This window comes from Leptospira limi (assembly GCF_026151395.1).
GTDB classification, from domain to species: Bacteria; Spirochaetota; Leptospiria; order Leptospirales; family Leptospiraceae; genus Leptospira_A; species Leptospira_A limi.
In genome coordinates this window covers 258,101-283,630 of the sequence record NZ_JAMQPV010000001.1, presented here as the reverse complement: position 1 = coordinate 283,630, position 25,530 = coordinate 258,101, and the positions used below count along the sequence as shown (strand labels likewise).

The following is a 25,530-nucleotide window of genomic DNA, read 5'->3' as shown; positions in this document are numbered from 1 at the left end:
AAGTTTGGAATCTCCTTTGCTGTTTGCAATAACTTATCTATGATTTCAGAGACACAAACCGGTGAGACGTGACTCGAATCGACAAAGTATTTACACTCGAAATTTCCGAGATTTAGCTAATATGACGAATATTTTTAGAATTTGGATTAATAATTTTTCCAGTATATCTCTTTAAATTTGATACACTGAAATAGAAAATATCCTAACATTCAATACCAAAATCAGAATAGTAAATTATTCCCTATTGAAAGTTAGTTAAAGTAAATTTTAATGTGAAAATTTTTTCTAAGGTGTCAGTATGAGAGAATGGTTTTACGCTGATTGAGTTGAAAATCTAACTGATATCCTAAATTAAATTACACCTCTAGTAGAATTTAAAAATAATCTCTTCTCCTGGTAGAGTTTTTTCTGTGCTATCGATAGCAAATTTTTTTCTACGACTCATTTATGGAACATACTTGCCTTAATATTGAAATTGGATAAGATCAGTTCTCAAGATGTCGCAAAATCCTATATGGACTCCCATTTATCATTCGAACAATCTCACCAAATTCCAACATCGGCTCGAAACAAAATTGGGAAAATCCTTTCCTGATTATGTTTCCTTCCATCAATTTTCGATCGATGAATCGCAAATTTTTTGGAAAGAATGGTTACAAGAGTCAGGACTGATTCTAAAAACCCAAGCAACCCAAACTTTCGTGAAGGGGAAACAGTTTTCGGAAACAAAATGGTTTCCCGGTGCTACTTTTAATTTTGCTGAAAATTTACTGGAGAAGGGGAATCCAAACCAAGAAGCGATTGTGTTTTACGGGGAAGACGGAGCTGTACAACGGTTAACGTTTCATGAATTGAAATTAGAAGTCATTAAATTACGTAAACACTTACTTTCGTTAGGAATTCAAAAAGGAGATCGGGTTGTAGGAATTGTGCCGAATGCTCCCATTTCTACGATTGGAATGTTGGCAACAACATCGTTAGGTGCTATTTGGTCGAGTGCTTCACCCGATTTTGGAGTCAAAGGTATATTAGATCGATTTGAGCAAATTTTCCCTAAGGTTGTGATCTCTGTGGAATCCTATTCGTTTAAAGGAAAAGAAATTTCGATCATTGAAAAATTGGAAGAGATCACCCAAACATTATCCAGTGCAAAAAATTCCGAATTCAAAGAAACAATTCTATATGAGTTTATGAATCCAATCAAAGATTTTGGTAAGATTAAAAATCCGATTCGTTACCAAGATTTATCACCAACAAAAGATGAATCAATTGATTACGTACCTATCAGTTTTTCAGATCCAGTTTACATCATGTTTTCATCAGGAACAACTGGTCTTCCTAAATGCATTGTCCAAGGTGGGGGAGTATTACTCAATCATACCAAAGAACTAGCGTTACATTGTAATGTATCAGAAGGGGATCGGTTTTTTTATTATACAACCTGTGGTTGGATGATGTGGAATTGGTCTCAATCTGTATTGGCATTGGGTGCAACCTTGTACCAGTTTGATGGGAATCCATTTTATCCGAATTGGGAAACCCTTTGGAGTATGGTAGAAAAAGAATCCATTCAAATTTTTGGAACCAGTGCCAAGTACTTATCTGTTTTGGAAGAAGAAGGAATTTCAGTAAAATCGAAATACTCACTTCCAGATTTGAAAGTAATTCTTTCGACAGGTTCTCCCTTACCTGTTTCTGGTTTTCAGTATGTATATGAAAAAATCAAAACAGATGTTCAATTATCTTCCATCTCAGGCGGAACTGATTTGAATGGATGTTTTGCTTTGGGAAATCCCAGCTTACCTGTGTATGCTGGTCAAATTCAATGTAAGGGTTTGGGAATGGATGTCCAAGTTTTTGACAGTATGGGAAGATCTGTCACTGGAGAAAAGGGCGAATTGGTCTGCTTATCTCCATTCCCTTCAATGCCTTTATACTTTTGGAATGATGAATCTGGAGCTAAATACAAAGCAGCCTATTTTGAAACCTATGATAATATATGGTGTCATGGTGACTTTGCTTCGATCACTCCAGAGAATGGTGTCATCATCTATGGAAGATCAGATGCAACACTGAATCCTGGAGGAGTTCGTATCGGAACTGCTGACATCTATTCCGTTGTTTCTAAAATTCAAGAAATTAAGGATTCGGTGATCATCGGCCAAGACTTCAAAGATGATGTTAGAGTTGTCCTATTTGTTGTATTAGCAGATGGAGTCCAACTGGATGATGGATTGGTTAAACAAATCAAAGAACAAATCAAAAATGAAACTTCGCCTAGGCATGTTCCTTCAATCATCTTAACGGTACCAGAAATTCCCTATACGATCAATGGCAAAAAGGTAGAAATTGCCGTGAAACAAACTGTTGCTGGTCTCGAAGTAAAAAATAAAAATGCTTTAGCAAATCCGAATGCACTCGATTTTTTCAAAGAAAGAAAAGAGTTAATGGAATGAATCGATCTAAAATCCGTATTTCACTCATTTTTGGAATTGTCTTTTTTACATTCCCAATCAGTGCGCAAGCTGAAAAATGGAAAACCTGCCTACGTACACATTGTATCTCCTTCCATTTACCATCGAATTGGTATTTAACCAACCGAAAGTCAAATGGAAGTTCAACTAAGTTTGATCATTTTCGAACTAGTCCATTAAAGGAAGAGTCGGGGAGAGAAATCATTCCAGCACTTGTGATTCTTTTTAAAGAATCGGAAAAACAACAAGACCTCGATCCAATCATTTTTCATTTAGAGTCCAAACGATATATTCTTGTTTCAAATGTGAAAGAATATTATAATTTACAAAAATTAGTAGAAAGTAAAGAGAAAGAAATTTACCAATTTCTTGGATTATTTGGAAGTTTTAAAGACAAAGAAGATACAATCGTCCAACATTATATCACCTCCACTGCAGGAGAATTTGGATTTGTCATCATAGTAACTTGTTTTGAATCAGTTTACCCTCAGATCGAAAAAGATATCAAAATATTTCTAAATTCATTGGCCTACGAAAAAAGAGTCTCTCCATGGAACTTTGTTACCGTAAGTGAACAATTGATGAAGGCAAAACAATTGGAGGCAAATGCCGATACTCGTCTAAAGACTAAAAAAATTGAGGAAATATCAATTGCATTGGGCGAGTTAGATGATGCCTGTGAGTTGGGATCCATGACTGCTTGTGAATTATTTTCAAATTTAATGAATGTGGGACGTTGAAGATTTGTTTCCACTGAAACGTTAACGATTGTTCTTTTGCATTTTTAGAATGTAATCGGCTAAGGCATCAATTTCATTTTTACGCATATGTGAGTATGCTTTCATATAGGTTCCAGGGATTCCATTTTTGATGCTGTTTGCAATGGATTCTTTGGAGGAACCATTCAGATAGGTTGTACGATCTTGGAAATTAGGAATCCGGGTTTCTCTTAGTAGATGTGTCCGTGTACCTCTTCCATTCCCTTCAGGTCCATGGCAAGAGATACATCCATTTTGAATGTACATCGCCTCAGGTAAAGGGACGGTGGTTGCTTTCGGTGGAGGTGGTTCTTTGGTGATAGAATCATTTTCTGAATTACAACCAAATTGAATCATACAAAAAAAGAGTCCGAAACAAAGATACCGATAGTGAACTTGTTGCATCTTCAATCGCAATACACCGAAGCAGCAGACAAATCAATATTGTATTTTTGAGATAAGTAACAGAATACAATGGTACGACCTGGATTGGATAAACTGACATTGTAATAGAGAACTTCACTGATATTGCCAGAGAAAAAATTACCAGGACTAGAGTTAGAACCTAAATAAAGATTATTTTGTGAGTAGGTTTTACTTGGATCTGTAGGGATACCAATTGCATATCCACTTGAATACATACCAAAAGATACTCCATTTAATTGTTCTGCTGCTATCAAATAGGGAAAGTTTGTATAGGGAAATTGGATGTTACTCGAGCCAACAATTCCATCCGATGGTTTTGCCATTCGAATATTGTCTCCATCAAAATAGTATGAGACACCGGGTGTTGCTGATTCAAAAAATGTATCATTGGCGTTGGCTGTTCTTGATAGGGCGATGAAAAAAGTAGAACTATTGGATGGAATGTTTGCTGCACTACCACGGAATAAATACTCAGAATTGCCTGCGTTAAAATTCACAGTAGGTTTATTATTGAAACCTGTGTTATTATAGGTTGGAGATGCACCTCCTGTGAAAAAAGAAGCCGCGTTTCCACTTCTGTCATGCCAAGTGGTGATAGGTGAATAATTGGTTTGATTTGAAAAACTATCGGCACTTAGGTGAAGTTTCAAACTGCTTGTTGCCGGATTTGCATTCCAAGTGATGACTTGTTTTGGATCATAACCTGATAGAGCTTGGATTTCCATCAGCGTTAAAGCTCTGTTATATACCAGAACTTCATCCAATTGACCATTAAATCCATTGGTTAAATCAGATCGAATTCCAATCGTAAAAACATTGGGATTTGTATCCCAAGTATTTTTAGTTTGGCTGATGAGTTTTGCTCCATTATGGTAGATAGTAGCAGCATAACTTCCTGCAGGACCTTCAAATACACCACAAAGGTGATGCCAAACATTTTCATGGTTATAATAAAATTCTTCTACATCGTTTAGATAACCTGAAAAAAAGTATTTAGAACTAGTATTACCAGCACCTAACGCAACCATGCGATCTGTTGAATTGGGCCCAATACTAACCATAGTCCCTGAATTGAGGGTCGCTGATTTGTACTGAACACAAATTGTTCGTGGTTGGGAATTTTTTGGTAGGGATGAGGTTGTAGTGGTTACATTTAGATAAGTACTTCCATTTGTATTCAAAGCGGAAATTCCATTTCCATACTTGTCGGACACAAGAGTTGCTCCTACACTTGTGGTTGGATTTCCGAATCCACTTACATCATCAAAATTTTTATTAAAATCGTAACGGGCAACTAAACCGTTGGGGATTTGTGCCGAGAGAGTTCGGACTTCCTTTTGAGAGAGTGCTTTTGCATAAATTTTAATTTCATCTACTTTTCCCCCAAACATATGACCAGGAAACGAAGCCATTCGACCTACATAGAGTCCAGTTCCTGTTGTTGTATTGATAGACGAACCAATGTTCACTGGTCCACTGATTTCCACTCCATCAACATATAACCAACCATTGTTACCGTCAAATGTACCACAAATATGAGTCCATCGATTTAATGGCAGTGTATAAGACGGATACAATTCTCCGCCGCCGAGACCACCAAACCGAAGTTTTAAGTCACCAGTAGGGGATGCTCTGTACACATTTAGAATGAATTCAGTGGAAGGACCTGCACTTCCATATGTGATGAGAGGGGCATTATCTCCCATATTAGGATAGGTTTCTAGGTTTACCCAGACACAGATACTCCTTGGTTGTGTTCCATGTGGTAAACCCTGTTCCGAGCCCAGTAAGTATCCGCCAGAAGACGCAGAAATTCTGACTGCAGTATTATTTGTTTTATTGATTCCAGTTGAATAGTTTGTCAGTGGACCATAAAAAGACAAACTTCCACCAAGAGGTCCTTTTGATGTGGAGTCTCCTGAAAATTGGTATTGAGCTGCCAATTGGATTGGTCGAGATGCATAGGAATTTCCAACCAACGTACTGTCTGCATTTTTTGCTAAGTCATTGATCTCTCCTTCATTGAGTTCCCTGTTATAGAAACGTAAATCAGCAAGTCTACCTGGAAAGAAAAAGGAACCAGCTGAGGAAACACCAACTGTAAAATTTCCTGAAACGGGATTTGTACTTAAGGTTTTTTCAAACACTAAGTTTCCATTCAGATATACTTTGTATAAATCGTTACTATCAACAGTTAATGCAACATGGGTCCATAAGTTAGGTATGACAGTTACATTTGTAGAATCAGGGAGCATACCACCGCGGTAGATTGCTAATTGGTCTTTTGAGTCTATAAACAATCCATGGCCGTTGGTTGTAAAATCACCGTTATAAAAAATTACTTTTCCAATTCCAGAATTGGTTCCATCCCATAAAATCCATCCTGCCATAGTGATTTTATTGACCGACAAACTGGGAGAAGGTGCAGTTCCTGCATTTCCTATGGAAGTACTCGCGGCTCCATTTAGTTCATTAAATCTACCGTTTCCAAAGGTTGGACTTCCGATCGAAGTAATTGTTTGGTTATTTACAAAATTGTAATTTGAACCATTTAAAGGATAATAAGATTGTAAACTTTCAGACTTTATGGTTCGAAGCGCATTTACAGTTCCAAAAACAATTACATCACCAAGGTTGGAAATGTATTTTGGTGATTGAATGGACGCTGATACACCAACTCCATTGATGAGTCCTGTGTTTCCAGAACCTGCTATTGTGATCACTTCACCAGTGCCACTATGTACCCTTCGGATCAAATGATTTCCATAATCGGCTACATACAAAAAGATACCATCGGAAGTGATCCCGTGTGGTAAATTGAAAGAAGCATCCGTTCCAACGGCATCAATGTACCCATTGGTTGAATTCCCACATAAAATGGTTGTAACGCCTGTTACCTTGTGAGTTTTTGTGATGTTGTAGGTTCCTAAATTGGTAGCATATAAGTAATCACCGATGATGGTAAGTCCTTCTGGAAAACTGATATCTCCTCCGGTAACAAGTGTCGTGACCTCGCGGGTACTTAACTTGATGACACGGATTGCTGAATTATTCCGATCCGCGATGTAAAGTTTATTATCGTCAATCACAATGCCAGCAGGTGATGCAAATCTGGCGGCAAGTGGATCTGTTGCATCAAGATTTGCATTGGCTGGTGAAACCACAGTATCATCACCTGCAAACGTCTCCGCATAACCAGAGCTAATTAAAATACGTTTGATACGATTACCCAATGTTTCTGTGACATACAAATATGTGCCATCTGTTGTGATTCCCTTGGGAAGATTGAAAGTTCCACTCATACCTGATCCAGGAGTATTTCCTGCGGCACCATTTCCAACCAGAGAGGAAACGGTATTGGTCATTGGATTAAAGACACGAATTTTATGATTACCAGAATCTACGATAAAACCTTTTGTTCCATCATAGGTGATGCCACTGATATCATTAAAACTGGATGCGGGAGCAGGGCCATCACTTGCTCCACTCCCAGCTACACCTGCTGCCGTTGTCACATCTCCTTTATAATAATGGATTTGCACAGGTGCTTGTTTTTTTAATCCGATTGCATTCCCATATCGATACCCTGCCACACAATTCACTGCGACATTGGTGATGTTGGCACCTAACATAGTGCCTTGCATGTTTGATTGAACTGCACAAACAAATCCTGTAGGTTCTTGGGTGATTTGGATTTCATAACTAGTCCCACTGCTGATCGGAGTCGCAAAAGAAATGGGAGTAGAAGTTGCACCTGCAGGAACATTGATTGTATCAACACCATTGGTGACAGTTAGGCCTGAAGGTAAAGTGACAGAACTAGTAACGTTTCCACTCATGTTGTATTGATTTACGGAACATGAGATCGCGATATTTGTGATCGCAGTATTGGAAACTGTACCATTTGCATTTGTGATATTACAAGTTTGCCAAGGATTTTGTGGACCTGATAAGACTGAGACCGTAAAATTTGTACCGGTTGGTAAAGCCGTATTGAATGTAAACGTTCCATTACTTGCAATGATTAAATCATCACCACCATTATTCTGTAAAACAAAAGTATTGGTTCCAAAGGGTGTTGTGAGAGAACTAATCGTTCCACCAACAGTATAAACATTTGGTTGGTAATTGGTGCTCAAAACATCACTCTGTGCATAATTTACTCTGCACATTCTCGCCTTTACATTTTGAGAAACTCCAGGTGTCGGAAAAATATAATTCCCAAGAACACCAGTATTACATGTGTTGAGTGTAGGGCCACAATCTGGATCCGCAGGTACAGCAGCTGCCGCAGTATGACAAACCCATGTGGAACCCGTTGTTGTACTTGAGAAACTTACATTTTGGCCAGAGTCCAGAAAGGATCCTGTCGCCAAACTTGGAGTTGGTGTCGCGACTTTGAGTGTATAAGAAGCAGTGACAACTTGTGATTCCACCCAACCTACCTTACAATGGATCACTTTGACCACTGCTTGGTTGTTATCTGTTATCGTGACTGTGGATGTTGTCATTGTTCCTGAAGCACAAGTTGGATCCGCTTGAGATCCATTTCCAATTGTGTATCGATACTCGGATCCTGGGATCAAACTGGAAATGGTAACAGTCCCATCATCATTAAAAAGAGAGCCACTAACAGGAGAAAAACTCGGAAGTGTTAAACTACAATTGAGTACAACATTGGACATATTGGATACAATCCCTGAATGAGTGGCACCAGAAGTAATCGTGCAAGTTTGGTTAGGTGGATTTGCAAAAACGATTATCTGATAATCTACTCCACCTGGGATGGTGCTCGGAAATGTAAAATTTGTGACACCTGGGTTAATGGTGATCGATTGGGTAGGAAAAACAGGAGATCCTCCTGTTTGCACCAAATCTAAAGTCACAGGCTCACCTAACACACTAGTTGTAGTGCCTCCGGGACTTGAAACAGTACCACTGACTAAAAATGCGTTACTACAATTGACAGCAAAGTTTGTAGGTCCGTTTCCTACTGTTACTGTAATAGACGATAATGTACAAACTCCAGAAGTGATGACTCCTCCTGGGTTATCAACGGTTACAGTAAAATTCCCACCACTTAAATAAGTGCCTGGGAAGGCATAAGTCCCATCAGCTGTTACATTGATTGTATTGGAACCATCTAATGTCAGTTTTAGTTCATTCCCTACAGTGAGTGTGCCTAAAATCCCAATGACTTGGGCGCTGACAGCATAAGAATTGGTTGTACAATTGATGCTTACGGATATGGGTGAAGCTACCATCGTACCATTTGTGACAACAGGTGTTGTTATGGAACATGTTTGGCTAGGGTTAGTCGGTTGATTTATAATACTGAAATTATAAGTCTCACCCACAGGAAGTGGTGGAAAGGAAAAACTTGCGCTATTGACATTGATAACATCGGTTCCAACGCCTGTTACATTTTGTAATTGTAATCCATTCCCTGAAAGTCCAGTTGCCGTTCCACTGATGAGATACAAAGCACTCCCACAAACTACTTGTATCCCTTCAATGTTACCACTGAGAACTGTTCCTTGGCCTGAAGAAACGATACAATTTTGGATAGGGGAACTCGGAGGAGTTTTGACCGTTACTTTATAATTGGCACCAGAATTTATTTTTTTAGTGAAGGTATATGTACCATTCGTACTGACATCCATCACTTCACCGTTATTTTCGATTTGTAATCCAGTTCCGAGTAAACCTGAGACTTGAAAACTAATGGAATAAGATAGGGTATTGGCTTGGAGAAACCGAAAGGTTGTAAACGTCTCGAGTAAGGAACGGTTGATTGTAGGAAACGAACATCCAAAAGTAGGAAACAAAAATAAGGATATGATGAATTTCTGAAGGAAGTTTTTTCCGTTGATCCAATCCATCCGATCTAACAATTTCATTTCTAAAGAAGAATAACAGCTGAGAGGTGATTTCGTCTAGAGAAAATCTAAATTTTTAGAAAATAGAATTTGTTTCCTCTATAGACCAAATCGTCAATTTACAAGAAATTCTGTATTAGGGAATCTTCTTAAGTTTCTTCTCGCAATTCACCTGATTTTGTCTCATTCATGTTTTAATCTAGGCCTTTTGATTTTAAAAATTCTGGATTGTAAATTTTGGACTGGTATTTGGTTCCTGTGTCACATAACACGGTCACGATGGTGTGCCCTGGTCCCAATTGTTTCGCAATTTGGTAAGCAGCTGCCAAATTAATCCCCACACTCCCTCCCATAAACAATCCATCCTCTCGGAGTACTTTTTGTAAGATACTAAGTGCCTCCTTGTCATGGATACGAACCGCGTCATCGGCTGGCATTCCTTCCATATTTTTTGTGATCCTTCCTTGGCCAATTCCTTCCGTGATCGAAGAACCTTCAATGGTGATGGTTCCTGTTTTGACATAGGAATACACACCAGATCCATGTGGGTCACAAACGATACATTTGATGTTTGGATTTTTGGACTTAAGATACAAAGCGGTTCCAGCATACGTACCACCAGTTCCGATGGATGTGGTCCACACATCTATTTTCCCTTGGGTTTGTTCCCAAATTTCAGGACCAGTGGTTTCAAAATGTGCGTTTCGATTGGCAAGGTTATCAAATTGGTTCGCCCAAAGTGAATTGGGTGTTTCCTTTGCAATTTGTTCTGAGACACGTACGTAATTTCCAGGATTGGAATAAGGAACTGCTGGAACTAGAATCACCTCAGCACCTAATGTTCGTAACATTTCGATTTTTTCTTTCGATTGGGTTTCTGGAATGACAATGATCGTTTTGTACCCTTTTGCATTACAAATATGAGTGAGCCCGATGCCTGTATTCCCAGCCGTACCTTCCACAACGGTTCCCCCTTTTTTGAGAAGGCCTTTTTTTTCTGCGTCTTCGATGATGTACAAAGCGGCTCGGTCTTTGACAGAACCACCTGGGTTTAGGAATTCTGCTTTGCCGAGAATTTCACATCCAGTTTCTTCACTTAATGAATTGATACGTATGAGGGGAGTATTTCCAATTGTGCCAATAAATCCGTTTCTAATATCTGTTTTCATGAGAATACACTTGACTCCTTATCATTAGACATCAATTTCCAAGTTTATGTACAAGTCCCTTCGTCAGTGGTTTGCACCAGCACCCGCGATCCCACAAAAATCGAAAGAAGAAATTTCAACTCTTTATCCAAAACTAAGGTTCCAAGTATTAGAATCGACTTTCATTGGTTATACGGTATACTACTTAACACGTAATAATTTTTCTCCCGTTTCGAAAGAAATTGGGGAAGCATTGTCTTATTCCAAATCTGATTTGGGTGACATCTTAGCCGTAACTGCCATCACTTATGGAATTGGAAAATTTTTTATGGGTGCACTATCCGATCGTTCCAATCCTAAAAAATTTATGGCAGTAGGATTATTACTCACCGCCATTCTAAATTTTTCATTTGGATTTGCGAATCATTATTGGATCCATTTAATTTTATGGGGAGCCAATGGACTTGTACAAGGAATGGGTTGGCCTCCCTGTGGTCGATCCCTGGGGCATTGGTATTCGGTTAGGGAAAGGGGTACTACATTTGCTTTTTGGAATATTGCACATAATATTGGAGGGGGGATTGTAGGAGTTGTTGCTTCTCATTCTGCAGCAAAATTTGGTTGGCAATATGCTTTTTTTGTACCAGGTGTGATTGCCTTACTTGGAAGTGTTTATTTATACCTTCGACTTGTAGACACACCTCAGTCTGAAGGACTTCCGCCAATAGAGGAATATCGAAATGATTATCCACCAGAAGAAAAAGAAAATCATGAATCAGAATTAACCACCAAACAACTGATTGTTGAGCAAGTATTATTGAACAAATACATTTGGTTATTTGCCATCATCAATTTTTTTGTTTATATCATCCGATATAGTTTAATTGATTGGGGTCCAACATATTTAAAAGAAACAAAAGGTGCTGATTTACTCGGAGGAGGTTATTCCACTTTGATTTTAGAATTTGGTGGAATTGGATCTACTATTCTTATGGGATGGGTATCCGACAAGTTTGACGGAAGAAGGGGAATGGTTAGTTTACTTTGTATCATTCCTATCTTTTTTGCATTTTTAGGAATTTTATTCAATCCTCCAGGTAATATTTGGATCGACTATGTTCTGTTTGGTTTGATTGGTTTGTTTATTTACCCACCAGTGATGTTGTTAGGTGTAGCGGGTATGGATTTTACATCCAAAAAAGCGGTTGGTACGGCCGCTGGTTTTATTGGGTTATTTGGATCACTCGGACGCACCGCACAAGGGAAAGGAATTGCTGTTTTATCAACAAATTATTCCTGGGATGTTGCCCTTGGAGCAATTCTAGTTTCCACTCTCATTGCAATTTTCCTATTGTTTTTTAGTTGGAATTTACGTCCTAGAGGTTAAATCAATTGACGAACGAATTCTTATGAATTCAATTTACGTGTTATGAATCTAGGTAAAAAAATCTCAATCGGAATCATTGGAATCATCGCTGTCCCACTTGTCTTGGCAATATTTTTACCATCAAGTTACCAAGTGGAAAGGACAATTGACATAACCAAACCAGCAAGTGATGTGTTTGCATTCATTCGTTTGTTAAAGAACCAAGACCAATACAGTGTATGGGCAAAACGTGATCCCGATATGAAAAAGATTTTTAAAGGGGAAGACGGAACAGTTGGTTTTGTTTCCCGTTGGGAAAGCCAAGTGAAAGACGTTGGTGTCGGTGAACAAGAGATTAAAATGATCAATGCCGAAACATTAGAGATGCAAACCGAATTACGATTTTTTGAACCGTTTGAAGGAACTGAGAGAAGTTATATGAAAGTTTCTTCTTTAGATCCAAAAAAATCAAAAGTAATTTGGGGTTTTGATGGATCCATGCCTTATCCATTTAATTTGATGTTACTCTTTATGAATTTTGAAGAAATGATTGGGAATGATTTTGAAGAAGGTCTTTCCAATTTAAAACAAGTATTAGAAAAATAAGGTTTATTTCCGCTTTGAACAAACAAAACATCTATTGGCAACTCTACCAAGAGGATCCCATCATCAAACCAGGATTTCCATCTCCGATCCTGGCAGATCCTAGTTTTTTATTCCCTGAATCTTGCCCAGATGGTCTATGGCATCTCTTTGCACATAACATCTTCGGTGTGTTAGAGTATGTTTCTGAGGATGGTATCCATTGGAAAAAAAAGAAATCCATTGTTCGAAATGCAATGCGGCCTTTTATCTATTTCGAAGATGGAACTTATTATTTGTATTATGAAAAATACAAATTTTTACATGTCCTCATGTCTTGGTTTCCATATCGTAAATGGAAATCAAAAATTGAAGTGAAAACGAGCAAAGATTTAGTCCATTGGTCAGCTCCTAAAACCGTTATCGTACCAAAATTTCCATTTCATAAAGATCCAAACTATGGTGAATCTGTTAGTAATCCATGTCTTTTAAAGTTTGGAAATAAGTACAGAATGTACTTTTCATCATCACTTGTGATGATTCCTGATTGTGGTTTTTGTGAACCAAAGTACATTACGGTTGCAGAAGCCAGTTCCCCACTTGGTCCATTTTCGTATTTTTCAGATCCGATTTTGTCACCTAACGATATGGATCCATTTTGTAATTTGGGAGCCGGTTCTATTAAAGTAATCCCTTGGAAAGGTAGATACTTAGGGTTTCAAAATGGAATTTTTTGGAATCCCGTAAGGAAGGAATCTTGTTCGGCAATTCTATTTTTACAAAGTGAAGATGGAATCAATTTTGAACGAATTAACCACACACCAATTCTTGGTCCTACTGGGCGAGGTTGGAAAGCAAGCCATGTGTATGCATGTGACGTGAAGTATTCGGAAGCAGAAAATATTTTTATTCTCTACTTTAATGCAAGAGACAAAGCACATTGGACAAAGGGAAAAGAAGCCATTGGACTCTTTGTTGGAAAGGTGGAAGAAACAAAAGAGAATCGTAAATCTAAGTCCACTTCCAAATCAAAAAAACAGGTGAGTCGTTCCCTTAATAACAAACCGAAAGAGAAAGCGAAAGTGGCCACAAAAAAGATTCTATCAAAACCTAAATCAAAGAAGTCTAAATCCAAATGACAAAATCACTGATCGGACATTCAAAAGACTTAGGAGATAATTTTATCATTCGTCGTGTTCTTCCTGCCTTAGAAAAAAGGTCAGTGGGACCCTTTGTTTTTTTTGATCACTTTGGACCTGTACCTGTTGTCACTGGTGAAGAACTTGTTGTCCGAGCCCATCCTCATATTGGACTTGCTACCATTACTTTTTTGTATGATGGATTGATCACACACCGAGATAGTTTAGAAGTAGAGATGGACATTCGGCCCAATGAAACCAATTGGATGGTCGCTGGGTCTGGTATTGTTCACAGTGAACGATCTAAGTTTGATCCGAAATATGAAGTATTGGAAGGAATACAAACTTGGATTGCACTCCCTAAAGAGAAAGAACAAATACCCCCAAGTTTTCAACACCTTTCTGAAACAGAAATCCCTATGATGAAACAAAAAGGATTAACTTTTCGTTTGTTAGGTGGCAAGTTCTTGGATTTAGAATCATCTGCAGTTGTACATTCACCACTTTTTTATGCGGACATCGATATAAAAATGGATGCTGACCAAATAGAATGGCAACTCTCTTCTGAAGAAGAAGCTGGATTGTACATTGCCAGAGGTGCCATCGAATCAGAAGGGGAATCTTACGCGGTTGGAAGTATGGTTTTATTTGAAAAGGGAACGAAAGTATCCTTTAAAGCAAAACAAAACAGTCGTTTGATGTTACTGGGAGGGGAACCTCTGAAGGAAAAACGTCATTTGTATTGGAACTTTGTCGCAACTAGCCAGGAATTGATTGATTCTGCTAAGGAAAGATGGGTAAAGGATGAATTTCCAAAAGTTCCAAACGAAACAGATCGGATTCCTTTACCCAACTAAATTTTTTTTTATTTTAAAGCATCTGCTGCTTTTTTGTATTCGTCAGCTTCCGCTCGGAATTCTTTTGCAAGATTCAAACAATGTTCTTTGAATTTTGCTTCGGAAACTGCTTTCCCGCCTTTATTGCCAGCCATCTTTTCGTGGCGTTTTGCATTTTCTTCTTTTTCTTTTGCCATTGCATTTAGGTAGGAACGTGCAGCTTGTTTACTTTCTGGGGAATTTGCCTCTTTTATCATCAAATTCTCAAGATCAGACAACGCAAATAGCGAAGTGGAAGCTAACACGAGTAAAATGGAAATAAGTTTTTTCATAGAACCTCTCTTAACACCATTATACCAGATGAGTAGAAAAGTCAATAGGTCTTGTTATTGATATTTTACAGTATCTGTGCCACTGGACATAAAAGCAAGTTTTGTCCCAGGGGTAACACATGCTTGAATTGTCTCAGTAAAACCAGAAGCAGTCACAAAAAAAGTTTCTCCAGTTCCAACCGTTCGATTGAGTTCTGGAAAATAAATGGATCCAGAAACCGTGAAAAATATTCCAAAACAAATTGGATCAGATAACGGGGAAAAGGTGAAGTTTTGAGCTTGGTTGAATTCCCAAGATTCAAGCCTGAATTTGTCATTTGAAGTGAATAAAAATCTAGAGAAAGGATGGTAAGCTATAAGTTCTTTTTTTAGTTTTTCATCTCCATTAGATTTTGAAAAATTTAACACGGAGAATGCTTTTTCTAAATGTAATTCTCTTGGTTTACCATCGTCTCCAATTCTTCCGTAATCATAAACTCGGTAAGTAGAGTCAGAGGATTGTTGCACTTCTAAAAGTAAAACTCCACCACCTATCGCGTGTATGGTCCCTGGATTTAAAAGAAATACATCGCCAGGTTTTACTTTCCATTTTTTGAGAACAAATTCACCTAAATTTTCTTTAACGAGTGCTTCATATTCATTACGGTTTGTATGAATGTCAAATCCTACAACCAGTTCTGCCCCAGGATCTGCTGATAAAACATACCAACATTCTTTTTTACCATTGGACTGTGGATCATATTTGAGCGCATAATCATCGTTTGGGTGAACTTGGACAGATAGTTTTTCTTTTGCATCAATGACTTTTACGAGTAAGGGTAAACCTGAATTGGAAAATGGTTTTCCTAAAACTTCGTTGGGTGCTTTTTGAATGAGTTCGGTTAGTGGAAGATTTGGAAATTCTGGGTTTTGGATTTTAGAAACATCAGAACCATAAACGGAAACTTCCCATGATTCTCCAATCAATCCTTCTGGGATACTTCGTCCCATGTGTGATTCCAGTTTCCTGCCACCCCAAATTTTTTCTTTATAAATTGGGGATAGAAATACGATTTTTGGAATCCTCTCCATTGGTTTCCTTTTTAGACAGCGGTCTTTGTCCGTAAAGGGATATTTTTATGGATGAGAAGTTTCACCCGTAGGATTTTTTTCTTAAAATGTGTGAAGGAATCGGGACGAAATTTGGAAAGATCAAATTCAAAGATTTTGGATGGGAGAAGAGTCGAAACTGGAAATTCTACATTTAGTTTTCGGTACCCTTTATAACTACCACGGCCATTGCATGCAGAACAATGTGGGTCACTGCCCATACAATCACGACATACAATCCGAACGGTAAGTGGGATCACGGCAATCACAGGACGCACAGTTTCCGATTCTTTTAAATCAATCACCAAATCATAATCAATGCCCGTAACCTTCCTACGATCTTTATTGCGAAACCCTTTTCTCATAAGCCCACGTTTAGCAAGGTCAATGATCCCTGTTGTAAACCGTACACGGGACACTGGTAAAACAATTGGATGTTCTTCTAGTTTTCGTTTTAAAAATGCTTTTGCATAATTCTTTTTAAACTCATCATCATACTGTTTTCTTGAATCTCCAGTAAGAGTTTGGTAGGCAAAATAAATGGTTTGGAACTTGGCATAAGATCCAGAGATGGGATTGTCAGGGTGGTAAAGTTTTGCGAGACGACGGAAAGAAGACTTAATTTCTTCCGTCGTAGCTCCAAAGGGGATTTCTAATGCTTCGTATAGATTGGTGTTTTGCGGTGGCATTAATTAACAAATCCCACCTAAATTCAACTACGGCTCTTCGAAATCTCCACTCACAGAGATTTCCATTACGGATTCAGAAACCATTTTAGTTTCGAGTTTTCCTTTTGCTTGGATGTAACGATCAATGTTTCTTGCTACTTCACGAAGCCTGTCACGGTAAGCGGTTGCCAATCGAATTCTTTCCCATGGGCTTTGGATTTTTTCCAATTCATAATTGAGAGTGTTGTCGTCAGCGTTTGTAACAGTTCGTACGGAAAGGATTAGTCCTTTCACTCCGCCAGCTGTACTGTTTTTGAGTTCGCGGTAGGTTGTAACTGGGTCTTTTCCTTTCTCTGTTAATGACTTACGGGACCAAAAGGAAAGTTCATCAAGGGAAAAACCACCACCTTCAGCACCACCGCCACCTTTTAGTTTCATTACAAAACGGCTGTGCATCACATAACGTGGCTCATAAGGTAAGTGGATTTCACGTGCGCTGGAAACTTGACCATAACGACTGTCTTTGATTTTTTTCTCAAAGCTAAGGAACTTGATCTTTTCATTGATCATGGCGTGGTAATCATCCACTTCCTTACCGATACGATCGATTTTTTGTTGTTGTTTGGCATTATATGGGATGAGAGCGATGCTTCCATCTGGATTCAATTTGTGGGAATCTGCTTGGCTCACAGGTTCATTTTTTTCATCCGCGGCAAAAAGACCAACGGTGAAGAGGAAGGTAAAAATTAAGACAAACGAGGTACGCATAAGAACTCCCAGATAGTAAACTCTATATCTATTTTCGACTTTTGAAATGAAATTATTAATTTGTTAAAAATAAGGTTGAACAAAAAACGTAAAAACAGGAGGCTAGCGGTAGGTCTCCCATGGAAATAAATCTGAAAAAGAATGCAGACGCTTTTGTGATCAGCATTTCCGGAAGTTTGGACATTTACACTTCCTTGGATTTTAAAAACTTCCTAGAAACCAATATCCCAAACCAACCTTCAAACAACCTCCACGTCATCATCAATTTAGAGAAATTGAACTACATCGACTCTTCTGGGATTGGAATGCTCATCAAACAGCTGAATTATGTCCAAGAATTGCAAGGGAAGTTCTCCATTGCCAATATGAAACCGGCAATTGAGAAGGTATTTAAGGTAGCAGGGCTTACCAGTTACTTCCAAACCATTGGGGAAGACGAATACCGCGAAAAATACGCGGTATAATCAATCCTTTTCGTCCAAACGGTTTTCGACAACAAACGCATCCCAAATCCCCCAAAAACGGCCGACAGAGTTTTGACTCGGCACTAAATCTATGTAAATTTTGCCATCTGGGTATTCAGAAGGTTCCAATGGGATTTCCACAGGATTCTGGAAACCCTTCGTACGTTCTGTCAGGATGGCACGTTTGGGTTTTCCGTTCACAAAAATTTGTAATTTTCTAGGTTTGAACTTTGATCCCCTCAGTGGTTTGTACATCGTTAAGTCCAAATACAGGTACACTGTGGATTTTGTATCACTTGGTTTTTCTAATAAAAAACGAAGTCCCGACTCAGGCACCATCCGACAAATGGAATCTTGTAATCCCAGGTAGGGACCATCTGGTTCCAATTCGTAAGACTGGTAGATGGCCCATGTTTTCAGTTCGGGGAAGGTAGAAATGTCTTCGGGTAACAATCCTTCCTCCAATCCAAATTCTTGTTTGGGAATTTTCGAATCGTCTGCAGGGAGTGCACCACTCGTTGATAAAAAGATTGCCGTAAAGAGAAGGATTCGTAGTTTCAATGGTAGCACCTATTCCAAGTATCGGATTACGAGACAAGTCCCCCTTTGAAAATTATTCGCTCTTTAGAATCGATCCAAAATGAATTCCAACAAGGCTCTTCTTTGACACTTGGAAATTTCGACGGAATCCATGTGGGCCACCAAACACTTTTGTTACGGACTGTGGAAAAAGCCAAGGAACTTGGGATTCCTTCGGTTGTGGTTACCTATTATCCAAACCCAGCAGTTGTGCTTGGGAAAAAACCAAATTTTAAATACCTTTCCTCTGAAAAAGAAAAAGAGGAACTCATCCGTGGGTTTGGGATTGATTACCTCATCGTTTTAGATTTTACCATCTCACTTTCGAAAATGTCTGCAGAAGACTTTTTAGAAAAAATCATGATCCAAACTTTACATGCCAAACACATTGTGATTGGTTATAACCATTTTTTTGGAGCTGAAAGAAGGGGAGATTTTACACTTCTTGATTTTCACAAAGCTAATTATGGTTATGCGGTTGAGTTAAGAGAAGCAGTTTTAAAAAAAGACAGTAAAATTTCATCCTCTTTGATTCGAGGTTTTCTCGACAAAGGAGAAATGGAAGAAGCAAAGATTTTACTCGGACGAAATTATCATATTTCTGGAACGGTGGTGGAAGGTGCCAAACGTGGTCGAACCATTGGATTTCCAACGGCAAACCTCCAAGTCCCCAGTGATAAACTTTTACCATCGGTGGGTGTGTATGCTTGTTTTGTGAAGTTTGATGGAAAAGACCACAAAGGAATGGTAAATATTGGATTTAATCCCACCTTTGACGGATTAGGTTTACATGTAGAAGTAAATATCTTTGATTTTGACGGAAATTTATACGGCAAAGAAATTGAATTGGAAATGGTAAAAAAAATCCGAGACGAACAAAAGTTTGATGGGATTGATGATTTAAAAAACCAACTTAACAAAGACAAAGAAACAAGTTTGTCTATTTTGGCACTTCGATAAACTCTGTGCAGCGCACGTCGATAAACTCATAACTCAGTGTGGTGTAGGTCGGTAAAAGTTATAGGTTGATGACGTGGTATAGTTTGCCTTTCCGTTTGATTTTACCTACAATTGATTTGTGATTGGATTCTTTTTCTAAGATGGCATCGAGAGAGGTTTTGGAAATGGCCCAATCTTCCTTTAACTCATCAAAATAAAAACCACATTCTTGTTTGTCAGAATTTTTCATTAGGATGACATGTTTTTCTTTGGATTCCCCTTCTTCCATGAGGATAAATCCAGGGCCTGGAAACATAGGAATCAACTTGTCTTTGATTTTGATTTGTTTTTTGAAAGCAGGGATATTGCGTAAAACTCGGTATGGTTTTTTCGGTAGGAGGAAATGTACCTCTTCTAACACATAACAGACGAAGGTTAAGTTTCCACTGTTATGGTTTTTGAGATTTCCTTTTAATGAAACTTGACTGTTTTCTTTTTGGATTTCTTTTTTTTCCACCATGTGATGGGCAATTTTGGAAATTCGGTTTTTTAAAGCAGAATCTAAAAATTCTATTCTGTCTTCGGATTTGATTTTATCTAAGATGTGGTAAAGGGAATCAAATTCTTTTTGTTTGTATTCATTTTTGATTTTGAATTTGAGAATTTCAGCACTGAGTCGTTTGCTTCGCTGTAAAAAATAAGGAGACTCATTTGATTCTGAACATTGGATGAGTCTTTCAGACAAACTCACTAACTTGGAAATTTGTTCGTTCACTTGCCGTTCCAAACCTTCCAAATGGATGAGTTCCTCTTCCAACTTCACTTTGGTTTGGAAGAACTCATCTGCATTCAGAATTTTTTTGGTAGGTTTCATTCGAAATCTTAGTTCGCAAATTTACGTTTTTTAATCGATAAAATGATTCCAACTGCAGTCATTGCCATCACTAAGTGGGATCCACCATAACTCATAAATGTAAGCGGAACACCTGTTACTGGGAGAAGACCAATTACAATTCCAACATTGATGGCAATATGGAAAAAAATCATCGCAACAATCCCCGCAGCAAGGAGAGATCCAAACCTGTCCTTACTTTCAAAACTGATTTGTAAACCACGTAGAGGAATGGACATCAAAAAGAATAATAATAAGACACTTCCAAAAAAACCAGTTTGTTCGGCCCAAGAAGCAAAGATAAAGTCAGTTCCTGATTCGGGAACATGAGGGATTCTTCCTTCTGTCATCTCTCCATGGAAGAGACCTTTTCCAAAAACTTTCCCTGAACCTACAGCCGGTTTGGAGGCACGGAGTTGGTACCCTGCTCCTTGTTTGAATTGGTCTGGGTTTAAAAATGCAGTGAGTCGGATCACTTGGTTTTCTCGGAAAGGAATGGATTTGTGAACTGCTATGGCCGATAAAACAGAAAGCCCAAGGATACCAATGGTGATGTAATAATTTCTAAGATGACGTGAACCACGAGCAATCCGTATAAAAATCATCACAAGGCTAATGAGTGTTAACGTCCCACCGAGACCAAACATAAAAGCTTCATTGGATAAAATTTTATATCCAATACTTGCGTATTCATCTTTTACAATTTCTGCTGCTTCTCGGATCATTTGTAAGTTTTTTGGATTTTCAATTCCAGGAAGAGTGAGCCCAGATACTTTTTTTCCATCTAGAATCAGCCAAATTTTTCCTTGGAGTTGGTTCACAAGTGATACTAGTTCTGTTTTGTTGTCTTTACGTAGTAAGTCAATGAGAGGTTGTACCAGTGTAAGTTGTGAGTAGGCTAAGTACATCGGAACCATGAGGGAAATTCCACCGAAGGTAAGAAGGGATCCAACATGTAGAATATCTGCACCACCTAAGTACAACATAGTAAATAACATTGGTAAAAAGGAAACTGCTGTTCCAAAGTCTGGTTGTAAAATGATGAATAACATTGGCACCAAACAAATGATAAACGGAATGATCAAAACTGTAATTTTGTGCATCTCCTTTTCTTTCATCACTAAGTACTGGCCAAGTAAAATCACCGTTGCTAATTTTGAAAACTCTGAAGCTTGGAGAGTGATTGGACCAAGTTTTAACCAAGACCTGGCACCACGACCAGATGGTAGATAACCAATCCCAGGGATGAGTGTTATGATCAGAAGGAAAATGGAAAATAGGTAAATGAAAAGAGCATAGGAACCAATCAATTGGTAATTGATCCTCGACATAAACCACATCGCAATGAGACCCACAAACACAAAGGAAAATTGTTTGTACCAACGACCAAGTCCATCAGCTGTATTTGCTTCTTGAGTGTAAAGAGTGAGGACTCCCGCCATCGCAACTAACACAACGGAGAATATTAAAAAATAATCGAGTTTTTCTGTATTACGATCAGCCATTAAAATGCCTCTTGTTCGACTGGTGCTTCTTCTTCCATGGTTTTGGCACGGGATCTATCAGTTCGAGGGAAAGATCCAGGTGGGAAAGCTGCTTTAAAAACTTCCCTTGCCGCAGGAGCCGCAGATGCTGCACCACCAACTCCATATTCAACGAATGCAGCAACTAATATCTGTTTTTCGACAGGTGCATTCACGGGTGCATAACCAATGAACCAAGCGTGGTTTGAGGAAGATGCTCCTCGACGTCTTGTTTGTGCCGTTCCTGTTTTACCTGCAATCTCAGGTAACGTTGGTGAATTGAGAACACCAGATGCTGTTCCTGAATATCCAACCAAATACAATCCTTCTTTTAATGCTTCTACAGTTGATTTTTTGAGTGGAATATCACGTAAAATGGTTGGTTCTGTTTTTTGAATGAGAGAGTTATCAAGTGGGCTTCTAATTTCGGACACTACGTACGGTTTGTATATTTTTCCGTTGTTGACAACTGCCATATAAAACAATGCCATCTCAATTGGTGTGACTGAAATAAATCCTTGTCCGATGGATAAGTTTACTGTATCTCCATCAAACCATTTGTTGCCATAAGTTCTTTTTTTCCAATCGGAACTTGGGATAAAACCAGTGGCTTCTCCAGGTAAATCAATTCCTGTTTTTTTATCTAAACCAAATAACCGAGAGTAGGCGAGGATTGGTTCTGCACCCAATTTATAACCAAGTTGGTAAAAATACACTGAGTTTGATTTTTCAAGTGCTTGTGCTAAATTGAGATCCCCATGGTTTTTTTTGTCCCAGTTGTAAAACACTTGGTCTGGAACCCCTTTGAAGGTTGACTTTAAAGTAAAACTTGCTGGGCAAGAAAAGGTTTGTTTGGGATCAAAATTGATTTTATGTTCACTCTCCATGGCAGCAAGTCCCACCAAGGTTTTGAATGTTGAGGCTGGAGGGAACCTGGACTGGATAGCTAAATTCAAAAACCCGCCATTGTTTGTGACACGAGTGAAGTGGTTGGAACGTTCGAGTTTATTTTTCCCAGACAAAATATTCGGATCATAGGAAGGGTTGGAAGCCATGGCTAAAACTTCACCAGTAGTTGCTTTGATCGCAAGGACTGTTCCCCTAACACCCTTTAGTGCTTTGTAAGCAGCAATTTGCATGTCTCTGTCGATTGTGAGGATTAAGTTATTTCCAGGGACAGAGTGTTCAATGACACGTTCTTCTTCGATGTTACCTTCGGTATTTCGTTTCTGTATGCGAAATCCATCTTGGCCACGAAGCGTAGTGTCGTAAAGGGATTCAATTCCCCCTTTTCCAATCAATTGGTAAGTTTTGATTTCTTTTTCTTGTAAGTCACTTGTTGTTGGTTTCCCCACATAACCGGTCACATGCGAAAGAGCTGGTCCCATGTGGTACACCCGGGCAGGTGAGGAAACTAAATACACATAACGATTGATATTATCTAAAACTAAAATGCGTTCTTGTTGTTCCCTGGAGATCCCTTCCAGTAACACAAAAGGTTCTCTTGATCGGATTTTTTTAATCAATCGTGATTCTTGTAATTCTTTTTCGTAATAAACGATCGGAATCGAAAGTGCTTCACAAAATTTGTAGATGAACTCTTTTACTTTTTTGGCATCGTTTTTGAGTAAACTTGTATTCAAAATCACATCAAGAGATGCGGAATTGGATACAAGAGGTTGGCTTGTTTCTGGTGTTAAAAAGTTTCGATCAAAAATATTACCACGATCTGCAGGAATGGATTCACTTCTGCGGACAAATCGTTCGGCTTTGAGAGAGTTTTCGCTCCCTTGTACAATCTGTAAGTTGAACAATTGTAAAATATACGCAGTTAACGTAAATACGATCATCCCTGTAAAAAAGTACAATCGTTTACGGAAACTTGCTTCTAAACGAAACTCAGATGCCGACTGGCTCATTGCCGCACCTCATCTCCATCCAATCGGTATGCCCAAGAGAATAAAAAGAATAATGCAGGTCCTAAGAACGCATTATAAAGAGAAACATACAAAAAGGAATAACTATGGTTTGAGTGAAAGAACATTAAGAATAACAAATAAGTGATGAGTCTTGATACAAAGGTAAGTCCCAAAACATAAATTGTGATGGAGATATAGTTTTCTGTATAAGAACTTCTAAGACCTTTCCCAACGATGTAACCAATGATTGAATAGGAAAAAGAATGAAGTCCAATTTTGTAATACACAATATTGTCTCCACCAATTTCACCACCAAGTGCAGTATCGGTGAGTAAGCCTCCGAAAAATCCTAACCAAAGTCCGTACATAGGTCCTTTTCTGAGTGCAAAGAACACAACAAAAATGACCATAAAATCAGGACGGATTGCATTACCTAATTCGAATACATTGGATCCATTTAGAAAATGAGCGAGTAACATTCCTATGATGATAAATAGTTTATCTAAAATCATGGGTTCACCTCCTTAGGTCCTTCCAAGTTTTGCGGAGAAGGTGATGGTTCAGAAGGTGAAGTAGGATTAGAGTTTGGAATCGTACGACCTGTGTTTGGTGTGCCATATGTACTAGGGTATCCAAAACCTTGGGTTCCTTGTTTTTTCTCTTTTTTATTATAATCTTTTTCTTTAGGGAAATCAATTTCACCAAAGTATGGCCCTTCAATTTGAATTGTTTTTTCAGCAGGCCACTCTTCTCGCCATTTTTCAGGTAATTTTTTTAAGACAATCACGTGTAATAATTTATCAAATTCAACAAACGGACGTAAGATGGCAGTTTTAAAGGAACCATTTCTTGGTCCTTCTTCGATGATGGTTCCTACTGGAATGCCAGGAGGGAAAACTCCCGATCCACCAGAACTAAATACAGCCTTTCCAATTTTACTAAATCCTTCTGTAAACATTGTGTTCTGTGAAGTTGGCGGAGGGTTTGGTCCCATTGGGAAATTGCCAATGGCTTTTGGATCAATCACAATCCCAGAATCAATATAGTCTAACAAAACATCTGTTCCGCGTCCACTGTTTCCATTGAGGGAAGCCCATAAATTGGTTCCAGGGATGGAGACTCCCATTGAAAAATTGGAATTGATGATGGGTTGGATGACAGCAGATCCTTTTGAGACGGCAATGATTTTACCAACAAGAGCTTCTGTAAACTTGCCTTTTTCATCTAACGCACGTGCTACGACTGGCATATAAGGTTTAATTCCCGATTCGGAACCTTTGTTGATGATGATGGTTCGATAGATGGCATTCAAACGAACACTGAGAACTTCAGCACGAACCGATGGATATTCGGTTCTGAGAGGAAAGTTTAACTCTTGTCTGAGGATTGCATTTTCTGCTTTGAGGCGTTCTACGTCTTTGGAGAGTTGGCGGTATTCTTCCATCACGTTCAAACAAGAATCACGCTCTTCTCTTACCCGTTCAAAGGACTCGAGTTTGTTATAACTACTTTTGATGAGGGATCCAAAAGAATCAAAGGACCCAGAAAAAAAGTCGCCTACACCCTGAAAGCTGGCAATCCCTCTTACCATGAAGTTGCCGTTCCAAATTAGGGAAGTAAAGGAAAACAGGAATACGAAAAGTAGGGAGAACAATTCGTCATTTTGATTGATGCGATTCCACTTCATGGACTTATGTCACATTAATTTTCGAGGAAAGAATATTTCAAGCGAGAATCGGAAATGGTCCG

21 protein-coding genes are annotated in these 25,530 nt (G+C 38.6%); 8 read left to right on the top strand and 13 right to left on the bottom strand.

Annotated elements, in window-relative coordinates; genetic code table 11:
• The first annotated feature begins 497 nt into the window (after positions 1-497).
• Positions 498-2,456, top strand: coding sequence for an acetoacetate--CoA ligase (locus tag ND812_RS01220; RefSeq protein WP_265373918.1), 1,959 nt, complete (start codon positions 498-500; stop codon positions 2,454-2,456).
• Complete coding sequence (locus ND812_RS01215; RefSeq protein WP_265373917.1) at positions 2,453-3,214, top strand: hypothetical protein; 762 nt, start codon at positions 2,453-2,455, stop codon at positions 3,212-3,214. Before ND812_RS01220 ends, ND812_RS01215 begins: the two co-directional genes overlap by 4 nt.
• Positions 3,215-3,235: 21 nt before the next feature.
• Here ND812_RS01215 and ND812_RS01210 read toward each other — a convergent pair whose 3' ends face one another.
• From ND812_RS01210 to ND812_RS01200, 3 genes are all read right to left on the bottom strand, one after another.
• Positions 3,236-3,589 carry a c-type cytochrome gene (locus tag ND812_RS01210; protein WP_407658528.1) on the bottom strand — a complete coding sequence of 118 codons (354 nt, stop codon included), beginning with the start codon at positions 3,587-3,589 and terminating at the stop codon, positions 3,236-3,238.
• Between the two features lie 50 nt (positions 3,590-3,639).
• Positions 3,640-9,552, bottom strand: coding sequence for a LamG-like jellyroll fold domain-containing protein (locus ND812_RS01205; protein WP_265373915.1), 5,913 nt, complete (start codon positions 9,550-9,552; stop codon positions 3,640-3,642).
• Between the two features lie 179 nt (positions 9,553-9,731).
• Positions 9,732-10,706, bottom strand: a complete 975-nt coding sequence (locus ND812_RS01200) for a cysteine synthase A (protein ID WP_265373914.1) — start codon at positions 10,704-10,706, stop codon at positions 9,732-9,734.
• 46 nt (positions 10,707-10,752) lie between these two features.
• Here ND812_RS01200 and ND812_RS01195 point away from each other — a divergent pair, with 46 nt between their 5' ends.
• Genes ND812_RS01195 through ND812_RS01180 form a run of 4 tightly spaced genes read left to right on the top strand, consistent with a single transcriptional unit; the run spans position 10,753 to position 14,629 of the window.
• Positions 10,753-12,072: an MFS transporter gene (locus ND812_RS01195; RefSeq protein WP_265373913.1), complete on the top strand. Its 1,320-nt coding sequence runs from the start codon at positions 10,753-10,755 to the stop codon at positions 12,070-12,072.
• A gap of 42 nt (positions 12,073-12,114) precedes the next feature.
• Positions 12,115-12,657: an SRPBCC family protein gene (locus tag ND812_RS01190; RefSeq protein ID WP_265373912.1), complete on the top strand. Its 543-nt coding sequence runs from the start codon at positions 12,115-12,117 to the stop codon at positions 12,655-12,657.
• A gap of 14 nt (positions 12,658-12,671) precedes the next feature.
• Positions 12,672-13,772: a family 43 glycosylhydrolase gene (locus ND812_RS01185; protein WP_265373911.1), complete on the top strand. Its 1,101-nt coding sequence runs from the start codon at positions 12,672-12,674 to the stop codon at positions 13,770-13,772.
• Complete coding sequence (locus tag ND812_RS01180; RefSeq protein ID WP_265373910.1) at positions 13,769-14,629, top strand: pirin family protein; 861 nt, start codon at positions 13,769-13,771, stop codon at positions 14,627-14,629. The genes ND812_RS01185 and ND812_RS01180 overlap by 4 nt, the downstream gene beginning before the upstream one ends.
• Positions 14,630-14,637: 8 nt before the next feature.
• On the opposite strand, the gene ND812_RS01175 is transcribed toward ND812_RS01180, so the two are convergent.
• The 4 genes from ND812_RS01175 to ND812_RS01160 are packed head-to-tail and all read right to left on the bottom strand — an operon-like array spanning position 14,638 to position 17,465.
• Entirely contained in the window at positions 14,638-14,940 is a 303-nt protein-coding gene (locus tag ND812_RS01175; RefSeq protein ID WP_265356830.1) for an LIC_10421 family protein, read from the bottom strand.
• Positions 14,941-14,994: 54 nt separating this feature from the next.
• Positions 14,995-16,011, bottom strand: coding sequence for a type I phosphomannose isomerase catalytic subunit (locus ND812_RS01170; protein ID WP_265373909.1), 1,017 nt, complete (start codon positions 16,009-16,011; stop codon positions 14,995-14,997).
• 11 nt (positions 16,012-16,022) lie between these two features.
• On the bottom strand, positions 16,023-16,718 hold the full coding sequence (locus ND812_RS01165; RefSeq protein WP_108960670.1) for a DnaJ domain-containing protein: 696 nt from the start codon (positions 16,716-16,718) through the stop codon (positions 16,023-16,025).
• A gap of 27 nt (positions 16,719-16,745) precedes the next feature.
• Positions 16,746-17,465 carry an LIC_12936 family protein gene (locus ND812_RS01160; protein WP_108960671.1) on the bottom strand — a complete coding sequence of 240 codons (720 nt, stop codon included), beginning with the start codon at positions 17,463-17,465 and terminating at the stop codon, positions 16,746-16,748.
• Between the two features lie 119 nt (positions 17,466-17,584).
• Here ND812_RS01160 and ND812_RS01155 point away from each other — a divergent pair, with 119 nt between their 5' ends.
• A complete protein-coding gene (locus tag ND812_RS01155; RefSeq protein ID WP_108960672.1) occupies positions 17,585-17,929 on the top strand; it encodes an STAS domain-containing protein in 345 nt (114 codons plus the stop codon).
• Here the strand turns inward: ND812_RS01155 and ND812_RS01150 are convergent, their stop codons facing one another.
• The gene (locus ND812_RS01150) at positions 17,930-18,499 is read right to left on the bottom strand and encodes an LIC10729 family protein (RefSeq protein WP_265373908.1); all 570 of its coding nucleotides are present in this window, start codon (positions 18,497-18,499) and stop codon (positions 17,930-17,932) included.
• 36 nt (positions 18,500-18,535) lie between these two features.
• Between ND812_RS01150 and ND812_RS01145 the strand changes: the two genes are divergently transcribed.
• Positions 18,536-19,468, top strand: coding sequence for a bifunctional riboflavin kinase/FAD synthetase (locus ND812_RS01145; RefSeq protein WP_265373907.1), 933 nt, complete (start codon positions 18,536-18,538; stop codon positions 19,466-19,468).
• A gap of 58 nt (positions 19,469-19,526) precedes the next feature.
• Here ND812_RS01145 and ND812_RS01140 read toward each other — a convergent pair whose 3' ends face one another.
• Genes ND812_RS01140 through mreC form a run of 5 tightly spaced genes read right to left on the bottom strand, consistent with a single transcriptional unit; the run spans position 19,527 to position 25,468 of the window.
• A complete protein-coding gene (locus ND812_RS01140) occupies positions 19,527-20,321 on the bottom strand; it encodes a hypothetical protein (protein WP_265373906.1) in 795 nt (264 codons plus the stop codon).
• 8 nt (positions 20,322-20,329) lie between these two features.
• Entirely contained in the window at positions 20,330-21,844 is a 1,515-nt protein-coding gene (gene rodA / locus ND812_RS01135; RefSeq protein ID WP_100725883.1) for a rod shape-determining protein RodA, read from the bottom strand.
• Entirely contained in the window at positions 21,844-23,781 is a 1,938-nt protein-coding gene (gene mrdA / locus ND812_RS01130) for a penicillin-binding protein 2 (RefSeq protein ID WP_108960677.1), read from the bottom strand. Before mrdA ends, rodA begins: the two co-directional genes overlap by 1 nt.
• Entirely contained in the window at positions 23,778-24,293 is a 516-nt protein-coding gene (gene mreD, locus ND812_RS01125; protein ID WP_265373905.1) for a rod shape-determining protein MreD, read from the bottom strand. The genes mrdA and mreD overlap by 4 nt, the downstream gene beginning before the upstream one ends.
• Entirely contained in the window at positions 24,290-25,468 is a 1,179-nt protein-coding gene (gene mreC, locus ND812_RS01120) for a rod shape-determining protein MreC (protein WP_265373904.1), read from the bottom strand. Before mreC ends, mreD begins: the two co-directional genes overlap by 4 nt.
• Positions 25,469-25,530: the final 62 nt, after the last annotated feature.

What these genes read in the sequence shown, in the direction of transcription:
- ND812_RS01220 (WP_265373918.1), top strand. Translation starts at nt 498, where the DNA reads ATGTCGCAAAATCCTATATGGACTCCCATTTATCATTCGAACAATCTC.
- ND812_RS01215 (WP_265373917.1), top strand. Translation starts at nt 2,453, where the DNA reads ATGAATCGATCTAAAATCCGTATTTCACTCATTTTTGGAATTGTCTTT.
- ND812_RS01210 (WP_407658528.1), bottom strand. Translation starts at nt 3,589, where the DNA reads ATGATTCAATTTGGTTGTAATTCAGAAAATGATTCTATCACCAAAGAA.
- ND812_RS01200 (WP_265373914.1), bottom strand. Translation starts at nt 10,706, where the DNA reads ATGAAAACAGATATTAGAAACGGATTTATTGGCACAATTGGAAATACT.
- ND812_RS01195 (WP_265373913.1), top strand. Translation starts at nt 10,753, where the DNA reads ATGTACAAGTCCCTTCGTCAGTGGTTTGCACCAGCACCCGCGATCCCA.
- ND812_RS01190 (WP_265373912.1), top strand. Translation starts at nt 12,115, where the DNA reads ATGAATCTAGGTAAAAAAATCTCAATCGGAATCATTGGAATCATCGCT.
- ND812_RS01180 (WP_265373910.1), top strand. Translation starts at nt 13,769, where the DNA reads ATGACAAAATCACTGATCGGACATTCAAAAGACTTAGGAGATAATTTT.
- ND812_RS01175 (WP_265356830.1), bottom strand. Translation starts at nt 14,940, where the DNA reads ATGAAAAAACTTATTTCCATTTTACTCGTGTTAGCTTCCACTTCGCTA.
- ND812_RS01170 (WP_265373909.1), bottom strand. Translation starts at nt 16,011, where the DNA reads ATGGAGAGGATTCCAAAAATCGTATTTCTATCCCCAATTTATAAAGAA.
- ND812_RS01165 (WP_108960670.1), bottom strand. Translation starts at nt 16,718, where the DNA reads ATGCCACCGCAAAACACCAATCTATACGAAGCATTAGAAATCCCCTTT.
- ND812_RS01160 (WP_108960671.1), bottom strand. Translation starts at nt 17,465, where the DNA reads ATGCGTACCTCGTTTGTCTTAATTTTTACCTTCCTCTTCACCGTTGGT.
- ND812_RS01155 (WP_108960672.1), top strand. Translation starts at nt 17,585, where the DNA reads ATGGAAATAAATCTGAAAAAGAATGCAGACGCTTTTGTGATCAGCATT.
- ND812_RS01140 (WP_265373906.1), bottom strand. Translation starts at nt 20,321, where the DNA reads ATGAAACCTACCAAAAAAATTCTGAATGCAGATGAGTTCTTCCAAACC.
- rodA (WP_100725883.1), bottom strand. Translation starts at nt 21,844, where the DNA reads ATGGCTGATCGTAATACAGAAAAACTCGATTATTTTTTAATATTCTCC.
- mrdA (WP_108960677.1), bottom strand. Translation starts at nt 23,781, where the DNA reads ATGAGCCAGTCGGCATCTGAGTTTCGTTTAGAAGCAAGTTTCCGTAAA.
- mreD (WP_265373905.1), bottom strand. Translation starts at nt 24,293, where the DNA reads ATGATTTTAGATAAACTATTTATCATCATAGGAATGTTACTCGCTCAT.
- mreC (WP_265373904.1), bottom strand. Translation starts at nt 25,468, where the DNA reads ATGAAGTGGAATCGCATCAATCAAAATGACGAATTGTTCTCCCTACTT.